17 protein-coding genes are annotated in these 19,693 nt (G+C 71.7%); 8 read left to right on the top strand and 9 right to left on the bottom strand.

The window, feature by feature from the left end; all coding sequences use genetic code 11:
* The first annotated feature begins 11 nt into the window (after nt 1-11).
* From ABZ464_RS13355 to ABZ464_RS13345, 3 genes are read left to right on the top strand one after another with little or no spacing between them, the layout of a single operon-like run.
* Nucleotides 12-1,187 carry an acyl-CoA dehydrogenase family protein gene (locus ABZ464_RS13355; RefSeq protein ID WP_359275610.1) on the top strand — a complete coding sequence of 392 codons (1,176 nt, stop codon included), beginning with the start codon at nt 12-14 and terminating at the stop codon, nt 1,185-1,187.
* Nucleotides 1,187-1,999 (top strand): CoA transferase subunit A, encoded by an 813-nt coding sequence (locus tag ABZ464_RS13350; protein ID WP_359275298.1) that lies wholly within the window; start codon nt 1,187-1,189, stop codon nt 1,997-1,999. Before ABZ464_RS13355 ends, ABZ464_RS13350 begins: the two co-directional genes overlap by 1 nt.
* Complete coding sequence (locus ABZ464_RS13345; RefSeq protein ID WP_359275296.1) at nt 1,999-2,664, top strand: CoA transferase subunit B; 666 nt, start codon at nt 1,999-2,001, stop codon at nt 2,662-2,664. Before ABZ464_RS13350 ends, ABZ464_RS13345 begins: the two co-directional genes overlap by 1 nt.
* Before the next feature lie 419 nt (nt 2,665-3,083).
* On the opposite strand, the gene ABZ464_RS13340 is transcribed toward ABZ464_RS13345, so the two are convergent.
* Complete coding sequence (locus ABZ464_RS13340) at nt 3,084-3,923, bottom strand: LuxR C-terminal-related transcriptional regulator (protein ID WP_359275293.1); 840 nt, start codon at nt 3,921-3,923, stop codon at nt 3,084-3,086.
* A 252-nt stretch (nt 3,924-4,175) separates the two neighbouring features.
* Here ABZ464_RS13340 and ABZ464_RS13335 point away from each other — a divergent pair, with 252 nt between their 5' ends.
* Together ABZ464_RS13335 and ABZ464_RS13330 are read left to right on the top strand one after the other, a co-directional pair.
* Nucleotides 4,176-5,759 (top strand): AMP-binding protein, encoded by a 1,584-nt coding sequence (locus tag ABZ464_RS13335; RefSeq protein WP_359275290.1) that lies wholly within the window; start codon nt 4,176-4,178, stop codon nt 5,757-5,759.
* 31 nt (nt 5,760-5,790) lie between these two features.
* On the top strand, nt 5,791-6,090 hold the full coding sequence (locus ABZ464_RS13330; RefSeq protein ID WP_359275288.1) for a hypothetical protein: 300 nt from the start codon (nt 5,791-5,793) through the stop codon (nt 6,088-6,090).
* A gap of 528 nt (nt 6,091-6,618) precedes the next feature.
* Here ABZ464_RS13330 and ABZ464_RS13325 read toward each other — a convergent pair.
* Nucleotides 6,619-7,797, bottom strand: a complete 1,179-nt coding sequence (locus ABZ464_RS13325; RefSeq protein ID WP_359275607.1) for an acyl-CoA dehydrogenase family protein — start codon at nt 7,795-7,797, stop codon at nt 6,619-6,621.
* Nucleotides 7,798-7,911: 114 nt separating this feature from the next.
* Between ABZ464_RS13325 and ABZ464_RS13320 the strand changes: the two genes are divergently transcribed.
* Nucleotides 7,912-9,882 (top strand): PE-PGRS family protein, encoded by a 1,971-nt coding sequence (locus tag ABZ464_RS13320; protein WP_359275285.1) that lies wholly within the window; start codon nt 7,912-7,914, stop codon nt 9,880-9,882.
* Between the two features lie 6 nt (nt 9,883-9,888).
* Here ABZ464_RS13320 and ABZ464_RS13315 read toward each other — a convergent pair whose 3' ends face one another.
* Entirely contained in the window at nt 9,889-10,278 is a 390-nt protein-coding gene (locus ABZ464_RS13315) for a ferredoxin (protein ID WP_359275282.1), read from the bottom strand.
* A 141-nt stretch (nt 10,279-10,419) separates the two neighbouring features.
* On the opposite strand from ABZ464_RS13315, the gene ABZ464_RS13310 reads away from it, so the two are divergent.
* Nucleotides 10,420-10,785 carry a DUF6479 family protein gene (locus ABZ464_RS13310; protein WP_359275279.1) on the top strand — a complete coding sequence of 122 codons (366 nt, stop codon included), beginning with the start codon at nt 10,420-10,422 and terminating at the stop codon, nt 10,783-10,785.
* A gap of 15 nt (nt 10,786-10,800) precedes the next feature.
* Here the strand turns inward: ABZ464_RS13310 and ABZ464_RS13305 are convergent, their stop codons facing one another.
* On the bottom strand, nt 10,801-11,670 hold the full coding sequence (locus ABZ464_RS13305) for a fructosamine kinase family protein (protein ID WP_359275276.1): 870 nt from the start codon (nt 11,668-11,670) through the stop codon (nt 10,801-10,803).
* Between the two features lie 178 nt (nt 11,671-11,848).
* Between ABZ464_RS13305 and ABZ464_RS13300 the strand changes: the two genes are divergently transcribed.
* Nucleotides 11,849-13,804 carry a PAS domain S-box protein gene (locus ABZ464_RS13300; protein ID WP_359275273.1) on the top strand — a complete coding sequence of 652 codons (1,956 nt, stop codon included), beginning with the start codon at nt 11,849-11,851 and terminating at the stop codon, nt 13,802-13,804.
* On the opposite strand, the gene ABZ464_RS13295 is transcribed toward ABZ464_RS13300, so the two are convergent.
* The 5 genes from ABZ464_RS13295 to ABZ464_RS13275 all read right to left on the bottom strand — a co-directional run bounded on the left by ABZ464_RS13295 (nt 13,788) and on the right by ABZ464_RS13275 (nt 19,641).
* The gene (locus ABZ464_RS13295) at nt 13,788-14,765 is read right to left on the bottom strand and encodes an alpha-L-glutamate ligase (RefSeq protein WP_359275270.1); all 978 of its coding nucleotides are present in this window, start codon (nt 14,763-14,765) and stop codon (nt 13,788-13,790) included. The two genes, ABZ464_RS13300 and ABZ464_RS13295, sit on opposite strands and share 17 nt — an antisense overlap.
* A 338-nt stretch (nt 14,766-15,103) precedes the next feature.
* Nucleotides 15,104-17,488 (bottom strand): phosphoketolase family protein, encoded by a 2,385-nt coding sequence (locus ABZ464_RS13290; protein WP_359275267.1) that lies wholly within the window; start codon nt 17,486-17,488, stop codon nt 15,104-15,106.
* Nucleotides 17,489-17,634: 146 nt separating this feature from the next.
* Entirely contained in the window at nt 17,635-18,090 is a 456-nt protein-coding gene (locus ABZ464_RS13285) for an RpiB/LacA/LacB family sugar-phosphate isomerase (RefSeq protein ID WP_359275264.1), read from the bottom strand.
* 10 nt (nt 18,091-18,100) lie between these two features.
* A complete protein-coding gene (locus ABZ464_RS13280; RefSeq protein ID WP_359275262.1) occupies nt 18,101-18,415 on the bottom strand; it encodes a hypothetical protein in 315 nt (104 codons plus the stop codon).
* Nucleotides 18,416-18,759: 344 nt separating this feature from the next.
* The gene (locus tag ABZ464_RS13275) at nt 18,760-19,641 is read right to left on the bottom strand and encodes a hypothetical protein (protein WP_359275259.1); all 882 of its coding nucleotides are present in this window, start codon (nt 19,639-19,641) and stop codon (nt 18,760-18,762) included.
* Nucleotides 19,642-19,693: the final 52 nt, after the last annotated feature.

The raw sequence follows: 19,693 nt of genomic DNA, 5'->3' as shown, positions 1-19,693 counted from the left end.
AGGACGACATGTTGAACCACCGGCTCAGTGATGAGCACGAACAACTCCGCAGCACCGTGGCTGAGTTCGCCCGCGATGTGATCGCCCCGGTGATCGGCGACCACTACGAGCGGCATGAGTTCCCGTACGAGATCGTCCGGGAAATGGGCAAACTCGGCCTGTTCGGGCTGCCGTTCCCGGAGGAGTACGGCGGCATGGGCGGGGACTACCTCGCCCTCGGCCTGGTCCTGGAGGAACTCGCCCGAGTCGACTCCTCCGTGGCCATCACGCTGGAAGCGGGCGTCTCCCTCGGCGCCATGCCCATCCACCTCTTCGGGACACCGGAGCAGAAGGCCGAGTGGCTGCCCAGGCTCTGTGCCGGCGAGATCCTCGGCGCCTTCGGCCTCACCGAACCGGGCGGCGGCTCGGACGCCGGGGCGACCCGCACCACCGCCCGCCTGGACGAGACCACCGACGAGTGGGTGATCAACGGCAGCAAGTGCTTCATCACCAACTCCGGTACCGACATCACCGGGCTGATCACCGTCACCGCGGTCACCGGCACCGCGGAGAGCGGGGCCAAGGAGATCAGCGCGATCATCGTCCCCGCCGGAACCCCGGGCCTGACGGTGGCGACGCCGTACTCCAAGGTCGGTTGGAATGCCTCCGACACCCGGGAGCTGTCCTTCGCCGACGTCCGGGTCCCGGCGCGGAACCTCCTCGGCGAACGCGGTCGCGGTTACGCCCAGTTCCTGCGGATCCTCGACGAGGGACGGATCGCCATCGCCGCGCTCGCCACCGGTCTGGCCCAGGGATGCGTGGACGAGTCCCTGACGTACGCCCGCGAGCGGGAGGCGTTCGGCCGCCCCATCGGCGCCAACCAGGCCATCCAGTTCAAGATCGCCGACATGGAGATGCGCGCGCACACCGCCCGCCTGTCCTGGTACCACGCCGCCTCGAAGCTGGTCGCCGGTGAGCCCTTCAAGAAGGAGGCCTCGCTCGCCAAGCTCTACAGCTCCGAGATCGCCGTCGACAACGCCCGCGACGCCACCCAGATCCACGGCGGCTACGGCTTCATGAACGAGTACGCCGTCGCCCGCTTCTGGCGTGACGCCAAGATCCTCGAAATAGGCGAGGGGACCAGCGAGATCCAGCGCATGCTCATCGCCCGGCATCTCGGCCTCGCCGACCTGGAGGGGACACGCTGATGGACAAGGTCATCACCTCGGCGGCCGAAGCGGTCGCGCGGATCCCCGACGGGGCGTCGTTGGCCGTCGGCGGATTCGGCCTGTGCGGCATCCCCTCGGCGCTGATCCAGGCGCTGCTCAAGGCCGGCACAACGGATCTGAAGGTCGTGTCGAACAACTGCGGGGTCGACGACTGGGGCCTGGGCGTGCTCCTCGAAGCCCGGCGCATCGTCCGGGCCACCTCCTCCTACGTCGGTGAGAACAAGGAGTTCGCCCGCCAGTACCTCACCGGCGAGATCGAGCTGGAGCTGGTCCCCCAGGGCACCCTCGCCGAACGGCTGCGCGCCGGCGGCTGCGGCATACCCGCCTTCTTCACCCCCGCCGGCGTCGGCACCCAGATCGCCGACGGCGGGCTGCCCTGGCGCTACGACGCCGACGGCGCCGTGGCCGTGGCCTCCCCGCAGAAGGAGGTGCGCACGTTCCGCGGTGCCGAGTACGTGCTGGAGGAAGCGATCACCACCGACTTCGCCCTCGTCCGGGCGATCAGAGGGGACCGGCACGGCAATCTCGTCTTCGCCAAGTCCGCCCGGAACTTCAACCCCCTCGCGGCGATGGCGGGACGAGTGACCATCGCGGAGGTCGAGGAACTGGTCGAGCCCGGCGAACTCGACCCGGACACGATCCATCTGCCGGGCGTGTTCGTGCAGTCGGTGCTCGCCCTGAGCGCGACGGAAGCGGCCGACAAGCGGATCGAGAAGGTGACCGTGCGCCAGGCCCCGACCGGCGTCGAAGAGATGCCGGGACAGCGCGGTGCGACGGAAGGACGGAACTGATGGCCTGGTCCAGGGACGAGATGGCCGCTCGGGCCGCCGCCGAGCTGACCGACGGTTCGTATGTGAACCTCGGCATCGGACTGCCGACGCTGGTGCCCAACCACCTGCCGCCCGGCGTGCACGTGGTCCTGCAGTCCGAGAACGGCATTCTGGGTGTCGGCCCCTACCCCACCGCCGACCAGGTCGACCCCGACCTGATCAACGCCGGCAAGGAGACCGTGGCCGTACTGCCGGGCGCCTCCTTCTTCGACTCCTCGCTGTCCTTCGGCATGATCCGGGGCGGGCACATCGACGCGGCGATCCTCGGCGCCATGCAGGTCTCCGCCACCGGCGACCTCGCCAACTGGACCATCCCCGGCAAGATGATCAAGGGGATGGGCGGGGCGATGGACCTCGTGCACGGCGCACGGAAGGTCGTCGTGCTGATGGAGCACGTGGCCAAGGACGGCACCCCGAAGATCGTCCAGGAGTGCACACTCCCCCTGACCGGCAAACACTGTGTGCAGCGCGTCATCACCGACCTGGGCGTCATCGACATCACCCAGGACGGCCTCGTGCTGACCGAAACCGCACCCGGGATCTCGGTGGAGGAGGTGCGAGGCAAGACCGCAGCCGGCCTCACGGTGGCTCCCGGGCTCGGCGTCACCGGAGAACGTGTCGGTTGACCGGGCAACGGCGGGCCGACTGGCCCGAGGTGGGTGCACGTGGGTCGGGACACCGGGCCGATGCCGTACGCCGCAACGGCGACTCCGTCCTCCTGCACTGAATCCGAAGCGACAGAAGCACACCGTACCGACTTCTGTCACGTGGAGGCTTGGCACCGGTGGCGGAGGTTGCGTTGGCCTGCCCCCGCCAACGGGCAGGCTGGGCCGGACGAGCGCCCACGGCCGGTACGCGGTCCCGGCCCGCGCGGGCCGTGGCCGGTCGCGATCCGCGAGTAGCCGGCACAGCCGCAGGCCGGGGCGGAGACGGAGCCAGCGGCGAGCCGACCCCTACGTGACTCGCGTCCGGGCAACCAGGATTCCGACCCCGGCTGCCCGGACGCGGCATCTTCGCGGAACCGATGCGGACCACCGCCAGGTGCCTACGGAAGAAGCCCGCGGCGCCGAGCGGTGATCACTGCCTCGAATCGCGTGTGGGCATCGAGTTTCCGCATGGCGCTGCGCAGATACGACTTGACCGTCTCCGGCAGCAGCGACAGGCGCCTGGCGGCTTCGGCGTTGCTGCACCCCAGGGCCACCTGGGCGAGGACATCGACTTCGCGTGGTGACAGCGGGGAGGAGGCCCCCGGTTCGGATACCGTACCGAGGCCGGCCAGCCGCCGCGACGCCTCAAGGAGCCGGTCACGCAGAGCGTCGTCGCCGATGTCCTGTGCGATGACGCGGAGTTCCGCATGAACCTGGCGGACCTCGTCAGCGGCGATCCGGCTTCCGGAAAAGCCACGGTCGGCCGCTACGGCCTGCTGGAGCTTCAACCGCCGGTCGACCTCGTCCCGGATGGCGATCTCCCCGGCCAGTTGCCGTGAGGCGTCGACCATGGCGGCCGTCGCCCGGTCCCCGAGGGGCGCGGGTCCACGAGAGGCTCCGTACAGCACTCCGCGGACCGCGCCCGACACCACCAGCGGGACGGCGACGATCGAGCGGATACCCTCCGCCATCACTGCGGCATCGTAGTCGTGCGTGATGGATTCGGCGGACCGGTAGTCGGCCACGGCGGCAGGCCGACGCCGGGCCAGGACCTGCCCGCCCAGGCCGGCGCCCGGACGAATGTCGAGCCCGCTCATGGCCGTCGTCCGGACACCGACGAACTGCAGGAGGTGCAGAACCCCGTCACGCACCTGGCCACCGAAGACGACCGGCAGACCGGCGCGCTCCTGGGTCAGCCGAAGGGCGTGCCGGATCGCGTCTCCATCGTCGGGCCTCATGACATTGTCTGGATTTGTGATCATCTGCCCCTACCTCATTCCGGGGGTAGCCGGCCAACGGCGTAACCCGGAGCATAAGTTGCCGTAACGCCATGGCAAACGGCTGTCACAACACGATTCGATGACGTCCGCATTCCCTGCCCATGACGCGGCAAGGGGCGCAATACATTCACGGTCGCCATATGAAAGAGGTACCTCGTGCCGACAACGCAGAGTGCGCCCAGCTACGCATCAGGGGCCTGTGGAAAGCCCATGCTCGGCGAGACGATCGGCGAGAATTTCGATCGCACGGTGCTGTCCTTTCCCGAGCGGGATGCGTTGATCGAACGTGCCACCGGGCGTCGCTGGAGTTATGCGGGACTCGCCGCCGACGTCGACGCGTTGGCGCACGGGCTGCTGGAGCTGGGTATCGGCAAAGGAGATCGGGTAGGCATCTGGGCGCCCAATTGTGCGGAGTGGACCCTCACGCAGTACGCCACCGCGAAAATCGGCGCCATCCTGGTCACGATCAACCCTGCCTACCGCTCCCACGAGCTGGAGTACGTACTGAACCAAGCCGGAATCCGGCTGGTCATCGCCGCGGAGACATTCAAGACCTCCCACTACGCCGCCATGATCGCCGAAGTGGAGCCGCGCTGCCCAGCTCTGGAGCACGTGATCCTGCTCGGCGACCGTGCCTGGAACTCCCTTCTGGCGGATGGACGGCGGGGCGACCCGGCAGTGCTGGCCGAGAGGCAGGCCACGCTGAGTCCGGACGACCCGATCAACGTCCAGTACACGTCGGGGACCACCGGCTTCCCCAAGGGGGCGACGCTGTCGCACCACAACATCCTCAACAACGGCTTCTTCGTGGGCGAGTTGTGCAACTACACCGAGAACGACCGCGTCTGCATCCCGGTGCCCTTCTACCACTGCTTCGGCATGGTGATGGGCAACCTCGCGTGTACCAGTCACGGCGCGGCCATGGTCATCCCGGCACCGTCGTTCGATCCCAAGTCCACCCTGGCCGCGGTCGCGGAGGAGTCGTGCACATCGCTGTACGGCGTACCGACGATGTTCATCGCGGAACTGGCCGACCTCGACTTCGACTCGTTCGACCTGTCCAGCCTGCGTACCGGCATCATGGCGGGCTCACCCTGCCCGATCGAGGTGATGAAGGAAGTCATCGAGCGGATGGGCATGGCCGAGGTGTCGATCTGCTACGGCATGACGGAGACCTCGCCGGTTTCGACCCAGACGCGCGCGGACGACTCGGTGGACCGCCGTGTCTCGACCGTCGGCACGGTCGGTCCGCACCTGGAGGTCAAGGTGGTGGACCCGTTGACGGGCCTGACCGTTCCGCGCGGCGAACCCGGAGAGCTGTGCACCCGCGGCTACTCGGTCATGCTCGGTTACTGGGGTGAGCCCGAGAAGACGGCCGAGGCCATCGACGCCGCACGATGGATGCACACCGGCGACCTCGCGGTCATGGACGACGACGGATACCTCAGCATCACCGGTCGTATCAAGGACATGGTGATCCGTGGCGGGGAGAACCTGTACCCGCGCGAAATCGAGGAATTCCTCCACACCCATCCGGACATCCTGGATGTCCAGGTTATCGGCGTCCCTGACCCGAAGTACGGCGAAGAGCTGATGGCCTGGGTCCGAATGCACGACGGCGCCGAACCGCTCACCACCGACGCCGTGCGCGAATTCTGCAGCGGCAGGCTGGCCCACTTCAAGATTCCCCGCTATGTGCACGTCGTCGAGGAATTCCCCATGACCGTCACCGGCAAGATCCGCAAAATCGAGATGCGGGAGAAGGCGGTGCGGATGCTGAACCCGCCTTCGTAGGGAATGATCGTGCCGAAGGAGGCGGTGGCTGATGCACGCAAGGCTCAGTACGTTCCAGGGCTCCGCGGAAGGAGTCGAGGACTCCGTGCGCAACGCCCACGAGACGGTACTCCCGGCGCTGCGGTCGGTCGACGGGTTCCGCGGTCTGATGGTGCTGGTGGACCGCGCGTCGGGCAGACAACTCGCCCTCACCCTGTGGGACAGCGAACAGGCCATGGAGTCCGGCGAGAGCGCGGCGAACCGGATCCGCGAGGACAGCGCCCGGCAGAGCGGGCTGTCCGTCGAGGATGTCCAGCACTACCAGGTCGCGCTCGACGCCCTCCACGGCTAAAATACGGGTGCTCCGCGAGGACAACAGATCCATGGCCGAGTACGTCGTCGCCCGGGCAGGGGTCTTCCACGGTCAGCTACACAGACCTCGTCGACTCTTGCGCCTCCGTCTCGATCGTCACGCCTCCTTGCTGTCCCAGGCTTGCGACCTGCAGAGACCTTTGGACATCGACATCGACGAGATCGCCGCCGCTCCCGCCCCATCGGTGTCTCAGGTGCCCCAGGGCCCGACGCCGCCCCCCCCTGAACCCGAACCCTCACCTCTCGTACAAGCGCGCAACAGGAAGCTCACCTCCGCCATTACCGCCCGCCTGCGACCAAGGCACGGAGCCTCCGCTCGACATGGCCGTCGCAGCCCCGGAGGCAACGGCCATCCGTGCCTCAACCACTGCAGCCTCGCCCCGACACAACAGCAGTTCAAAGCCCAGTCAGCAGCATCACTGAGGGATCTGCACGGCCACCGCCGAACGTTGAGCTCGGTGCCAACTATCCCGCTTTGGTGTCAACTAAAAAGCCTCGTCACAGCAGGCTAGCGCCGCACCCTCGGCATCCCCAGGCCGATCCAGGAGATGATCTCCCGCTGGATCTCGTTGTTGCCGCCGCCGAAGGTGAAGATCACGGCGGAGCGGTAGCCGCGTTCGAGTTCGCCGTGCAGCACGGCTCCCGCCGAGCCCTCCTGGAGGGCGCCGGGGGCCGCGACGATCTCCAGGAGCCAGGCGTAGGCGTCCCGGCGGGCCTCGGAGCCGTAGACCTTGACGGCGGAGGCGTCCTGCGGGGTGAGGGTGCCGTTCTGCAGGGCGCCCACCATCTGCCAGTTGAGGAGCTTGAGGGCGTCGAGCTTGACGTGGGTCTGGGCGAGGCGGCGGCGGACCCAGGGCAGGTCGACGACCCGGCGTCCGTCGGCGAGCTTGGTCTCGGTCGCCCAGCGCTGGACGTCGTGCAGGGCGCGGATCGCCATGGTGCCGTGCGCGGCGAGGGTGACGCGCTCGTGGTTGAGCTGGTTGGTGATGAGCCGCCAGCCCTGGTTCTCGGCGCCGACCCGGTGGGAGACGGGGACGCGGATGTTCTCGTAGTAGCTGGCGGTGGTGTCGTGCGAGGCCAGGGTGCGGATGACCGTGCAGGAGTAGCCGGGGTCGGTGGTCGGCACCAGGAGCATGGTGATGCCCTTGTGGGGTGGGGCCCCGGGGTCGGTGCGGGTCGCCAGCCAGACCCAGTCGGCGGTGTCGCCGTTGGTCGTCCAGATCTTCTGGCCGTTGACGACGTAGACGTCCCCGTCCCGGACCGCGCGCGTCTTGAGGGAGGCGAGGTCGGTGCCGGCGTCGGGCTCGCTGTAGCCGATGGCGAAGTCGATCTCGCCGGAGAGGATCTTCGGCAGGAAGTACGCCTTCTGCTCGTCGGTGCCGTACTGCATGATCGTCGGTCCGACGGTGTTCAGGGCCATCAGCGGCAGCGGCACCCCGGCCTGGGCGGCCTCGTCGAAGAACACGAACTGCTCGATCGGGGTCAGGCCGCGGCCGCCGTACTCCTTGGGCCAGCCGACGCCGAGCCAGCCGTCCGCGCCGAGGCGGCGGATGGTCTTGCGGTAGAAGCGTTTCGCGCCGACCGGGTCGGAGTGCCGGGCGTAGGCGTGGTCCGGCACCAACTCGGCGAAGTAGGCGCGCAGTTCGGTACGCAGTCGCTGCTGCTCTGGCGTGTGGTCGAGGTGCACGGCGCCTCCAGGCTTCCCCAGGCCGGTGTCCTGACGGCGCACACGGTAGAACGTGTTTCAGTAATTGGGAATGGCCGGGCGGGAAGAGGGGGCCTGCGGGGAGGATGTCGTCCCATGACGGTTGACGGAATGACGACGCGGCTGGAGCGGGCGGGACTCGAGCTGGCGGATCCCTGGTACTCCGCGGGGCCGCTGTCGTCCCGCGAGGCCTGGCGCCGGGTCACCTCCGGGGAGACGGCACCCCGGGTCACCCTGCCCGGAGACCGGCTCGCGGAGGTCGATGCGCAGTGGCACCGCCTCGCGGCGGAGAGCGGCTTCTTCGACGGGGACGACGGCCTGTTCCTCGTGGAGATCGAGGGCGCCCGCGCCGGCCGCGGGCCCCGGCACTGGGCGCGGGTGCGGCTGACGCCCGGGTGGGATCTCGCGGGCGGGCTGCGGCCGACGCCGGAAGGGCGGGCGGAGTTCGTCGCCATGGCGGTCGGCGGGGACACGGTGCTCGGGGTGACGGCCGATGCGGACGGCGTCCGGATCACGGTGGTGGACCGGATCGCGGAGCGCATCGAGGAGGAGGCGCGGGCGGCGGCCGAGGAGACCCCGCGCGTGCGGGAGGAGGCCTGGGAGTCGCTGCTCGCCGGGGCGTCGAGGAAGTTCTGGCTGCTGTGGGCGGAGAGCCTCGGCGGCAACCCCGCCGCCCCCGACGACCTGCGGATCGAGCTGCTGGCCCTGTCCGGCTACCTGCCGCACTACCGCCAGCCGGTCGCGGTGGTCGAGGCGGCGATGGCCCACGAGGACTGGGACGTCCGTTCGAGGTTCGCCGAGTACCAGCGGAACCTGACGTCGGAGCAGTACGGCCGCCTGGTCCTCGCCGAGACCGAACCCCGGCGCCGGGCGGGCCTCCTCTGGAATGCGCGGCACCAAGGGCTTTCACCCGCCGCCTACGAGCGGCTGGCCGCCGATCCCTCGGCCGCCGTCCGCGAGCAGCTGGCCCGGGCGCGGGGGCTGCCCGTCCCGGTACTGACGGCTTTGGCGGCCGACTCCCACGCCTGTGTGCGGGCCGCCGCCTGCGGGCCCGCCTGGCCGCATCTGGACGAGGGGGCGCGCGAGGGCCTCCTGACCGACGCCGACGGAAGCGTCCGCACCGCCGCCCTGCTGCGGCACCACGAGGACCACCCGATGCCCCGGTCCGTGTTCGACGCGGCCGAAGGACTCCGGGACCGGGCGGTGGAGAGCTGCCGGCTGGAGCGCGCGCTCGCCGAGGAGCTGGTCCGGGACGAGGACCCCGCCCTGCGCCGGCGCCTCGCCCGCAATCCGCGTCTCGACCCCGATCTGGTCCTCCTGCTGGGGAAGGACGGGGACGGCGACGTCCGGTTCGAGGCGTCGGTGCACCCCGGTATCGGCGAGGACGACCGCAGCCGTATCGACTTCCCGTTCGATCCGGGGACCCTGTGCCACACCCTCGGCTGGGTCACGGAGCTGCACGACGACCCCGACGCCATGCGCCGACTGGCCGCCTCCGCCCATCCCCTGCTGCGCAGGAGCGTCGCCCGGGCCCGGCGGCTTCCGGCAGACGTCGTCGAGCGGCTGGCCCGGGACGAGGACCGGGTCGTCCATCTCTTCCTCGCCGAGTCGTGCGAGGACACGCCCGCCGAGCTGCTGCTGTCGGTGTGGCGGTGGTGGACCGGCAGCTTCAGCCACCCGGACCGGCCGCACAGCCACCCGAACTTCCCGCGCCGCGATCTGCTCCGGTACGCCGACGACCCCAGCCCCCGGATGCGGCGGCTGGCGCTGGACGACCCGGACTCGACGCCCGAGCTGGTGGAGCGGTTCGGCCGGGACGCGAGCGAGGAGGTGCGGGCGCGGGCGGCGGCCGACCCCCGGCTGTCCGCCGCTTCGGCGGTACGGCTGCTCAGCGACCCGGACGACACGGTCCGCGCGACGGCGGCCCGGCACCCGGAGCTGCCCGCCCGCGCCCTGGTGGGGCTGCTGCGGGACCTCGACACCGCGGAGACGGCGGCCCTGCATCCGGCGCTGCCCGTGCCGGTCATGCGCCGGATCCTGGAGGAGGCGCGCGCGGCGCTCGCCTAGCGGCGCTCAGTGCAGCGTGGCCATGAAGTCCGTGCAGGCCCGGGCGCAGGCGCGGCAGACCTCGGCGGTCTCCGCGGCGCCCGGCGGTCCCGGTCGTTTCCGCTGCACGCCGAAGGCGTGCGCGGTCTCCAGGCAGACGGTCCGGCACCACTCCAGCTGGACGCGCAGGCCCGCCTCGTCCACGCGGGTGTCCTCGGCGAGCACCCGGCTGGTCGCGTCGCACACCTCCGCGCACATGATGGCCTTGCGGCGCAGGAGCCGCACCCGTTCCGAGCCGTCCGGATCCAGCAGGCTCGCCCGCAGCGCGCAGGCCCGCGCACAGTCGGCGGACGCCTGGGCGCAGGCGAAGCGGTCCTCCAGGAAGCGGACGAGTTCCCGCATGGTCGTCGAAGTCACGGATCGCGGGTAGCCGGTACGGGCCGCGCCAAACTCGGGCGGGCTCGCACACTCGAACGCCCTGTGTGGAGGTTTGCGAACGCCGAGTAATGGGTAGCGCGGCACGGGATTCGCACCCTGTTCCTGGGGTATTGGGGCGATATGAGTACTGCAAGCGAGCAGTTGGCCGCCGCGAGCGGTCTGATCAGCCTGGTGCTGTTCCTGGTCGCAGTCGTCGTCCTGGCGCTGCTGGCCGGGAGCTTCTGGTTGGGCGCGCGCATCAAGGCGAGCGAGTCGCCGAGGCCGCGCCCTGAGGAACAGCCGCACCTTCCGCCGGACGGAGCGGTGCACGAGATCCGCGAGAACCGTGAGTCCCAGGAGGTGCCGCACGTCGCCAAGGGCGAACGCCCCCTCACCCCCTATGAGCTGACCAACCTCCAGACCCGGTCGAGCACCGACAAGACCAGGCCCCGCTGGAGCAAGGGCAGCAGCGGCTCGTTCGGCGGGGGCGGACTGGGCGCCCACTGACATCACCGGGGGCGGTCACAGGGCGGTCCGGGCCACCGCCAGCGCCTGCTCGGCGTAGGGCCTCCCGAACAGCACGGCGTGCACCAGCAGCGGGAACAGCTGGTGCACGCCGACCCGTCCGGCCCACCCCTCGGCGAGCGGCGCGGCCTCCTCGTATCCCGCCAGGACGTGGCGCAGCCACGGGCAGCCGAACAGGGCGAGCATCGCGAGGTCGGTCTCGCGGTGTCCGCCGTGCGCGGCCGGGTCGACGATCCGGACCTCGCCGTCGGCGCCCCACAGGACGTTGCCGTTCCACAGGTCGCCGTGGAGCCGGGCGGGCGGCTCGGCGGGGCCGGCCAGCTCGGGCAGCCGCGCACAGAGGTGTTCCACATCGGCCGCCTCGGCGGGGCGCACGGTGCCGGCGTCGACGGCGGCGCGCAGATAGGGCAGCACCCGCTGCTCGGCGTACCAGCGCGGCCAGTCCTCGCCGACCGTGTTGCGCAGGGGCGCGAGCCCGATGTACGCGTCCTCGGGGCCGCCCGGCGGCGGCGCGCCGAACGCGGGGGCGCCCGAGGCGTGCAGCGCGGCGAGGTCACGGCCGAACCGCAGGGCCGCTCCGGCGCTCGGCGCCCCGGTCGCCACCCGCTCGGTCACCAGCCACCGCTCGTCCTCCCCCAGGACGTCGGGCACCCGCACGGCGCCCGCCGCGGCCAGCCAGCGCAGCCCGGCGGCCTCGGCGCGTACGGCGTCCCGCGCGTCGCCCCGTTTGACCATCACCGTGCGCCCGTCGTCGAGCCCGGCCTCCCAGAGCGTCCCGGACCGCGGGCGCACCCGGTGGACCGGCCTCCCGGTGAGCCCGGTGACGGCGGAGGCGGGGCCCGGATCGGGCCGGCGGGGCGAGGGCACGGGGACGAGCGTACGGCGGGTTGCGCCCGAGGCGCAGAATCGCGTTCGCCATCTCGCGGCCTTCCCGTGTCCTCACGTTCAGGTTCGGACAGTGAACGGACAGTAAACGACTTCCCGAAGCGGGGGCGGCCGAAAGGCGCTGTAGTGGCCTGAACCGTCGCGCAGGGTGAGGTGGAAGATGGCCGACGTGATGCAGGCAGGTCCCGTGCTGCGTTCGGGCAGGGCACAGCAGAAACGGTGCGTCTGTGGTGCGCCCATAACGGACGGGGCGCCGAGCGGGGCCGAAGAGCGGTTCCGCGGTCTACTGGAGGCCGCGCCGGACGCCATGGTCATCGTCGACGACCGGGGCGCCATCCGGCTGGTCAACGCCCAGACGGAGGCGCTGTTCGGCTACGGCCGCGAGGAACTCCTCGGCCATCCGGTCGAGTTGCTCATCCCGGACCGCTTCCGTGACCAGCACACCGGGCACCGGGGGGCCTACACGGCCAACCGTCAGGTGCGGCCGATGGGCGCCGGGCTGGAGCTGCACGGGCTGCGCAAGGACGGCACCGAGTTCCCCGTGGAGATCAGCCTCAGTCCGCTGGAGACGGCCGACGGGCTGCTGGTGTCGGCGGCCGTACGGGACGTCAGCGACCGCAAGGCAGCCGAGGCCCGCATCAACGAGCTCGCCGCACTCGTGGAGTCCTCGCAGGACGCGATCCTCGCCAAGACCCTCGACGGGTACATCACCTACTGGAACGCGGCCGCGCAACGGCTGTACGGCTACACGGCCGAGGAGGTGATAGGGCGTCATGTCTCGCTGCTGGCACCGCCGGAGCTGCGGGGCGAGGTCCGCTCGCTGCTGAAGCGGCTGCGGCACGGCGAGAAGGTCGAGCACTTCGAGACCCTGCGGCTGACCAGCGATGGCTCGCTGCTGGACGTGGACGTCACGCTGTGGCCGACGCGGGACACGCACGGCACGGTGGTCGGGGCGTGCGCGATCGTGCGGGACATCAGCGACCGCAAGCGGGCCGAGGCCGAACTCACCGCGCTGCTCGAGCAGCAGCGGCACATCGCGCTCACTCTGCAGCGCAGTCTGATGGGCACCCCGCCCGCCCTGCCGGGGCTGGACACCGCGAGCCGCTACCGGCCGGCCACCCAGGGCGCCGGGGTGGGCGGCGACTGGTTCGACCTGATCCCGCTGGGCGCCGACCGGGTGGGCGTGCTGATCGGCGACGTGATGGGCCGCGGGCTCGAAGCGGCCGCCGTGATGGGCCAGTTGCGGTCGGCCGCGCACGCGCTGGCGAAGACCGGTATGCAGCCGCGTCAGCTGATGCGGGCGCTGGACACCTGCGTCGCCGATCTCGACGTCCCCGATCAGCTCGTCACCTGCTGCTATCTCGTCATCGCCCCGGACGCGGGCACGGTCACCGTCTGCTCGGCGGGCCATCTGCCGGTGCTGGTGGCGGGGGTGGACGACGGCATCACCGCCCTGCCCTGCCCGGTGAACGCGCCGCTCGGGGTGGGCGACGTGCTCTACGAGCAGTCCAGCACCGAGATACCGCCGGGCGCCACGCTGGTGCTGTACACGGACGGTCTGGTGGAGACGCCCGGCAGCGACATCGAGTTCCGGATCGGCGAACTCACCGTGCTGCTGGACAAGTTGTTCGCCGGCACGCCGTCGCTGGAGGCCGCCGCCGACCAGGTGCTGGCCGGACTGCTGCCGGACGCCGACAGCCACAACGACGATGTGACCCTGCTGTTCGCCCGGCTGCCGGAGGCGCCGCTCGCGGCCGTCACCACGGATCTGCCGGCCGAACCGTCCTCCGTGCCGCAGGGGCGTGCCTTCCTGCGCCGGACGCTGGCCTCGTGGAACTGCGCGGCCCGCGCCGACGACGCCCTCCTGCTGCTGTCGGAGACGCTCACCAACGCCGTTCTGCACGCCGAGGGCCCGATCGGGCTGCATCTGCACCGCACGGCCACCGATCTCACCGTCGAGGTCAGCGACCGCAGCCCGCAGCTGCCCCAGCCACGGCTGGCGACCGAGGAGGAGGAGTCGGGGCGGGGGCTGATCCTGGTCCGGGCCCTCGCCGCCGGCTGGGGGGTGCGGCCGACGGACGAGGGCAAGACCACCTGGTTCACGCTGAGGCTGTGAGCCCCCGGGACGGGCCGCCGCGGGCCAGTTCGAAGGCGTCCAGATGGGCCTGGACGTACGGCACGGCCACCTTCTCCACCTCGACCCGTCCGTCGACGAACGCGGGCTGGACGTTGACCTCGAAGACGACCCCGCCGTTCTCGATCGCCAGGTCGACGCCGGCGAACGGCAGCCCGACCGAGGCCGTGGCGGCGACGGCGAGCTCGGCCAGGCGCGGCGGCAGGTCGGGCGGTTCGATGTGGACGGGGGTGGCGCCCCGGCAGGTGTTGCAGGGAGTGTCGGGTTCCGGCTGGAGGTGCTCGCGGGCGTGCACGACCTGCCCGCCGAGGACGAAGACCCGGAACTGGTGGCGCAGGCCGTCGGCGGTGACGTTGCCCGCGTCGCGGGAGAGCATCCAGTCGGTGCCGTGCTCGGCGTAGTAGGCGGTGGCGTACTCCAGCAGGTCGGGGGTGGTGACGTGGAAGGTGTCGTCGCCGCCGGTGCCGACGACGGGCCGGGCCCAGGTGTCGCCGCCGAGCCGGTCGAACACGTCGGCCGCCTCCCAGAGGGAGGGCCGGGACAGGACCACGGTCTCCATCTGGGCGACGCCGTCCCGGTGGAAGCGGGCGACGGTGAGGTTCTTCTCCGTCGCCGTCCGCCAGGCCTCGGCCCCGGTGCCCAGCGTCACCACGTCGTGGGTCTCCAGCAGTTCCTGGAACGCGGCGAGGTCCCGCCGGCGGTGCGGGGGGATCTCGTACAGCAGGACGACGTCGGGGACGAAGTCCAGCCGCTCCTCGGCGACCTGGAGCCGTAACCGGCCCCCGTCGCGGACGCCGCGGCCGGCGCCGCCGGTCGCGAAGTGCCGGGAGTCGACACGGACGGGCGGTGCGCCGGTGAGCAGTTCCACCGCGTCGGCGAGGTAGTCGCGGCAGCCTTCGGACGAGGTGGGATCGGCGATCAGGGCGATGCTCGGTCGGGACACAGCGGCCTCCAGTGATGTCGACGCGCGCTCGCGCCGCGGGTGCCCTCGGCGCGCGGTGCGAGCGGTGTCAGGGTTGGTGCCTGTCGCGCGGGTGGTCCTCGCACCCGTCGCCCTGGGAGCCGCGCCGGTGTGCGGGAGCCGAACGGGGGGCCGGGCGGGACGCCCGGCCGGGACCACGGGGATGTCGCCCCGCCGGATCCGCGTGCAGGGCTGGCCGACCACTGTAAGCACCGGGCGAGGCGCCGTGCCAGGGCGCACGCGCGCCGTCCTCCTGCCCCTCGCCCTGCGCCGTCCGCCCCCGTGTGTGCGCCCTGCCCGGCCGCCCGTGACCTGCCGTCTCAGCCGTCCCAGGACCACTCCGCGACCTCGGGAAGGTCGGTGCCGTGGACCCGGATCCAGTCATGGTGGCGCAGCCGCGCGTCCGCCATCCGCTGCCGTACGGCCGCCGCGCGCACCGCGAGCCCGGGGACGCGGTCGACGACGTCCATGACGAGGCGGTAGCGGTCGAGGTCGTTGCGGACGACCATGTCGAACGGTGTGGTGGTGGTGCCGATCTCCCGGTAGCCGCGCACATGCAGATGGCCGTGGCCGGCCCGGCTGTAGGCGAGGCGGTGGATCAGCCACGGGTAGCCGTGGTACGCGAAGATCACCGGCTTGTCGGCGGTGAACAGACCGTCGTACTCGAAGTCGCTCATGCCGTGCGGGTGTTCGTCGCTCGGCAGGAGCCGGGCGATGTCGACGACGTTGACGACACGGACCGCGAGTTCGGGCAGGTTGCGGCGGAGCAGCTGGGCGGCGGCGAGCACCTCCTGGGTCGGGACGTCCCCGGCGCAGGCGAGGACGACGTCGGGTTCGCGGCTGCCGTTCTCGGTGCCCGCCCAGTCCCAGATCCCGGCGCCGCGTGCGCAGTGGGCACGGGCGGCGTCCATGGACAGCCAGTCGAAGCAGGGCTGTTTCCCGGCCACGATCACATTGACGTAGTCGCGGCTGCGCAGGGCGTGGTCCGCGACCGACAGCAGGGTGTTGGCGTCCGGCGGCAGATACACCCGTACGGCCTCGGGGCTCTTGTTGAGGATGTGGTCGACGAAACCGGGGTCCTGGTGGGAGAAGCCGTTGTGGTCCTGGCGCCAGACGTGGGAGGTGAGCAGGTAGTTGAGGGAGGCGATGGAGGCGCGCCAGGGCAGCCGCCGGGTCACCCGCAGCCATTTGATGTGCTGGTTGACCATGGAGTCGACGATGTGCACGAACGCCTCGTAGCAGGAGAACAGTCCATGACGGCCCGTCAGGAGATACCCCTCCAGCCAGCCCTGGCAGGTGTGCTCCGACAGGATCTCCATCACCCGGCCGTGCCGGTCGAGGTGTTCGTCGATCTGGAGGGTCTGCGCCTGCCAGGCCTTGCCGCTCGCGTCGTAGACGGCCTGAAGGCGGTTGGAGGCGGTCTCGTCGGGGCCGACGAGCCGGAAGTCCCGGCGCCCGGCGGTGGACCGCATGACGTTTTCGAGCAACTGGCCCAGGACCCGGGTGGGTTCGTGCAGGGTCGTGCCGGGCTTGTCGACCGGGACGGCGTAGGAGTCGAGGCCGGGCAGGGGGAGTTCGCGCAGGAGGAGTCCGCCGTTGGCGTGCGGGTTGGCGCCGAGGCGGCGGGTGCCCTCGGGGACGCAGGCGAGGACGTCGAGGCGGGGTGCGCCGTGGGCGTCGAAGAGTTCCTCGGGCCGGTAGGAGCGCAGCCAGGCCTCCAGCTGGCGCAGGTGGTCGGGGTTGTCCCGGACGGCGGACAGCGGGACCTGGTGGGCGCGCCAGGTGCCCTCCACCGGCAGCCGGTCGACGTGGGCCGGGCCGGTCCAGCCCTTCGGGGTGCGCAGCACGATCACGGGCCAGCGCGGCCGCTCCCCGGCGCCCTCCACACGGGCGGCGCGCTGCAGGGCGGCGATGCGGTCCAGGGCGGTGTCCATGGCCTGCGCCATCGCGCGGTGGACGGCGTACGGCTCGTCGCCGGTGACGTGGATGGGGTCGTGGCCGTAGCCGCGCAGCAGCTCGTCGAGTTCCGGCTCGGGGATACGGGCCAGCACGGCCGGGTTGGCGATCTTGTAGCCATTGAGGTGGAGGATCGGCAGGACCGCGCCGTCGTGGACCGGGTCCAGGAACTTGTTGGAGTGCCAGGAGGCGGCGAGCGGTCCGGTCTCCGCCTCGCCGTCGCCGATCACACAGGCCACCAGCAGATCGGGGTTGTCGAGTGCGGCGCCGTAGGCGTGGGAGAGGGAGTAACCGAGCTCGCCGCCCTCGTGGATCGAGCCGGGCGTCTCCGGGGCGACATGGCTGGGGATGCCGCCGGGGAAGGAGAACTGCTTGAACAGCCGGGCCATGCCGGGCGCGTCCCGGGTGACGTCGGGGTAGGTCTCGGTGTACGACCCCTCCAGCCAGGAGTTGGCGACCACCGCCGGGCCGCCGTGCCCGGGCCCCCACACGCACAGGGCGTTCAGGTCGCGCCGCCGGATCACCCGGTTGAGGTGGGTGTACACGAGGTTGAGGCCCGGCGAGGTGCCCCAGTGCCCGAGCAGCCGCGGTTTGACGTGCTCGGGGCGCAGCGGCTCGGTGAGCAGCGGGTTGGCCATGAGGTGGATCTGGCCGACGGACAGGTAGTTCGCGGCGCGCCAGTGGGCGTGCAGTGTCCTGAGCTCGTCGTCGGAAAGCCGGGCGGAGGACTGCTGCGGTTCGACGGGCATCACGGGTTCCCTTCCGGATCGGGGTCGCTCGCAGGTGCGTGCCGGTCCCTACCTCCCCAATCTCCCCGGTCCACCGGGCACCCGACAGGGCCGACCGGCCCATACGGCCGAGCGGATGCGTCCTTAAGGGGCGGGGTGTCGTTTCGCTAGGGAGCGGTGCGGTCCGTGTCGAGGCCGGCCAGGTGCTCCACGTTGCGGCGGTCCTCGGCATCGGGACTGGCCTCGGCGCCGAACCAGGCGTCGAGGATCTCCTTGAGCAGCGGCTCGGAGGTCAGGCGCAGGCTGACGGCGAGGACGTTCGCGTCGTTCCAGCGGCGGGCGCCGTCGGCCGTGTAGGCGTCGGCGCACAGGGCGGCCCGCACGCCGGGCACCTTGTTGGCGGCGATCGACGCGCCGGTGCCGGTCCAGCAGCACACCACGGCCTGCTCCGAGATCCCCTCGGCCACGTCCCGCGCCGCCGCCTCCGAACACACCGCCCACTGCGGGTCGTCGCCGGGGCGCAGCGCACCGTGGGTCACGACGTCGTGGCCGCGGCCGCGCAGCTCCGAGACGAGGGCGCGGGCCACGGTTTCGTCCATGTCCGAGGAGACGGAGATCCGCATGCCCGCGAGCCTACTGAGCGGACACCGGTGCTGCCATCCCCAGGAGCCGGGTGACATGCGGGCATCCGGCGACGTCCTCGTGCCCGCACCCGAGCGCGCACTCGACGAGGGCGAGGGACGTCTGCGCGGCGGCGATCCGGGCCCGGAGTTCCCCGGCCCGGTCCCGCAGGACGTCTGCCCGCCCGACGGCGCCGCCCGGACCCGCTACCGGAGTCCGGACGACGTCCAGGGACGGACCTGCCTGCTTGGCGCGCAGCACGACGGCGGCGCGGACGACATCGCCCGCCCCGTGCCGCCGCCGACCGCCGTCATCACGGGCGGGCACGAGCAGCCCCATCGCCTTCCGGTGCCGGAGGACGTGGAGGGCCGCGGGACGTGGAGGGCCGCAGGACGTGGAGGGCCGCAGGACGTGGAGGGCCGCGGGACGTGGGGGCCAGACCGAAGCGGGCGATGCACCCTGCTCGGTCCCACAGACGCGAGTCGACGCCTGGCTCGCCGAACAGCGTGCGCGCGCCGTCGCCGACCGGCTCTTCCTGGCCCTGCCGATGTTCGTCGCCGCGGCGACCACGCCGCACCGGCCCGAGTGACCGCCCCGCGCCCCACCGGCCCCGTCGACCGCCCCCGCGGGCTCCCTCACGACGGCGTCCCACCGCGGCGCCCCGAGCGGGATCACCTCCCGGCGGTGCTCCAAGCGCCCGTGGTCAGGCCCACCGGGTTGGCGGGTGGGACGATTCCCGAGTCCAGGACGGTGCGGGCCAGGGGTTCGAGCAGATGGGCCAGGCGGTCGGCGGCCTCGGTGCCGAGCGCGTCCCAGGGCCGGGCGGCCGCGGCATCCGTGTCGGCCTCGATCTCCTCACGGGCGGCCACCCCCTCCTTGGTGAGGTGCCCTTCCTCGTCGAGCCAGCCGCGCGCGGCCAACCGCGCCCGCGCCGCCCGCCACGCTTCCACGTCCCAGTTGCGGGTCTGCCGCTGGAACTCCTCCTCCGACTCCCCCGCCGCGCACTTCAGCACCATCGCCTCGACCGGCCCCACCCCACGGCCGACGAGGACGGCGACATGGCCGTCGCCGCGGTGTTCGCGCAGGGTGGTCAGCGCCTGCCAGAGCCTGATGTGCGGCTCGGCCGGGCGGGCGAGCGCCTGGTTGGCGGCGCCGAGCACCCGCCCCGCCGTGTCCGCCGCCTCGGCCGCCGCCCAGGCCAGGTCGGCCGCCTCGGCCATCTCCGCGGAGGCGACGGCGTCCGGGCCGAAGAGGCCGGTCATGGCGGAACCGACCGCACGCGCGCGTGCCGCGAGCACGTCCGCCGGGTCGGCGTACCCCCACGCGTCCGGCAGGGCGCGAGCGACGCGGTCGGGGTGGAAGACGTAGAAGCAACTCGTGACCACCGAGGCGGGTGCGGGGCCGAGCGGGGCCGCGCGCAGGGCGAAGTAGCCCATCCAGAAGCCGCGCAGGCCCAGGCCGTCGGCGGCCCGGCGGACCTCGGGGGTGAAGTAGACCAGGCCATGGACCGGTTCGAACCGCTCCCAGAGGCTGCGTGCGACGGTGTCCCCCACGGTGTTCCTCCCCGTTCGTCGGTGGCGGTTGCCGGTGGGCAGCATCCACTAT

It is taken from the genome of Streptomyces sp. NPDC005820, from assembly GCF_040630255.1.
In the GTDB taxonomy this organism is placed as follows: domain Bacteria; phylum Actinomycetota; class Actinomycetes; order Streptomycetales; family Streptomycetaceae; genus Streptomyces.
This window is presented reverse-complemented; position numbering and strand designations above follow the sequence as displayed.

Coding starts and splice junctions, on each gene's coding strand:
- ABZ464_RS13330 (WP_359275288.1), top strand. CDS start 5,791: ATGCACGCAAGGCTCAGTACGTTCCAGGGCTCCGCGGAAGGAGTCGAG.
- ABZ464_RS13285 (WP_359275264.1), bottom strand. CDS start 18,090: ATGCGGATCTCCGTCTCCTCGGACATGGACGAAACCGTGGCCCGCGCC.
- ABZ464_RS13300 (WP_359275273.1), top strand. CDS start 11,849: ATGGCCGACGTGATGCAGGCAGGTCCCGTGCTGCGTTCGGGCAGGGCA.
- ABZ464_RS13350 (WP_359275298.1), top strand. CDS start 1,187: ATGGACAAGGTCATCACCTCGGCGGCCGAAGCGGTCGCGCGGATCCCC.
- ABZ464_RS13345 (WP_359275296.1), top strand. CDS start 1,999: ATGGCCTGGTCCAGGGACGAGATGGCCGCTCGGGCCGCCGCCGAGCTG.
- ABZ464_RS13335 (WP_359275290.1), top strand. CDS start 4,176: ATGCTCGGCGAGACGATCGGCGAGAATTTCGATCGCACGGTGCTGTCC.
- ABZ464_RS13290 (WP_359275267.1), bottom strand. CDS start 17,488: ATGCCCGTCGAACCGCAGCAGTCCTCCGCCCGGCTTTCCGACGACGAG.
- ABZ464_RS13320 (WP_359275285.1), top strand. CDS start 7,912: ATGACGGTTGACGGAATGACGACGCGGCTGGAGCGGGCGGGACTCGAG.
- ABZ464_RS13340 (WP_359275293.1), bottom strand. CDS start 3,923: ATGAGGCCCGACGATGGAGACGCGATCCGGCACGCCCTTCGGCTGACC.
- ABZ464_RS13310 (WP_359275279.1), top strand. CDS start 10,420: ATGAGTACTGCAAGCGAGCAGTTGGCCGCCGCGAGCGGTCTGATCAGC.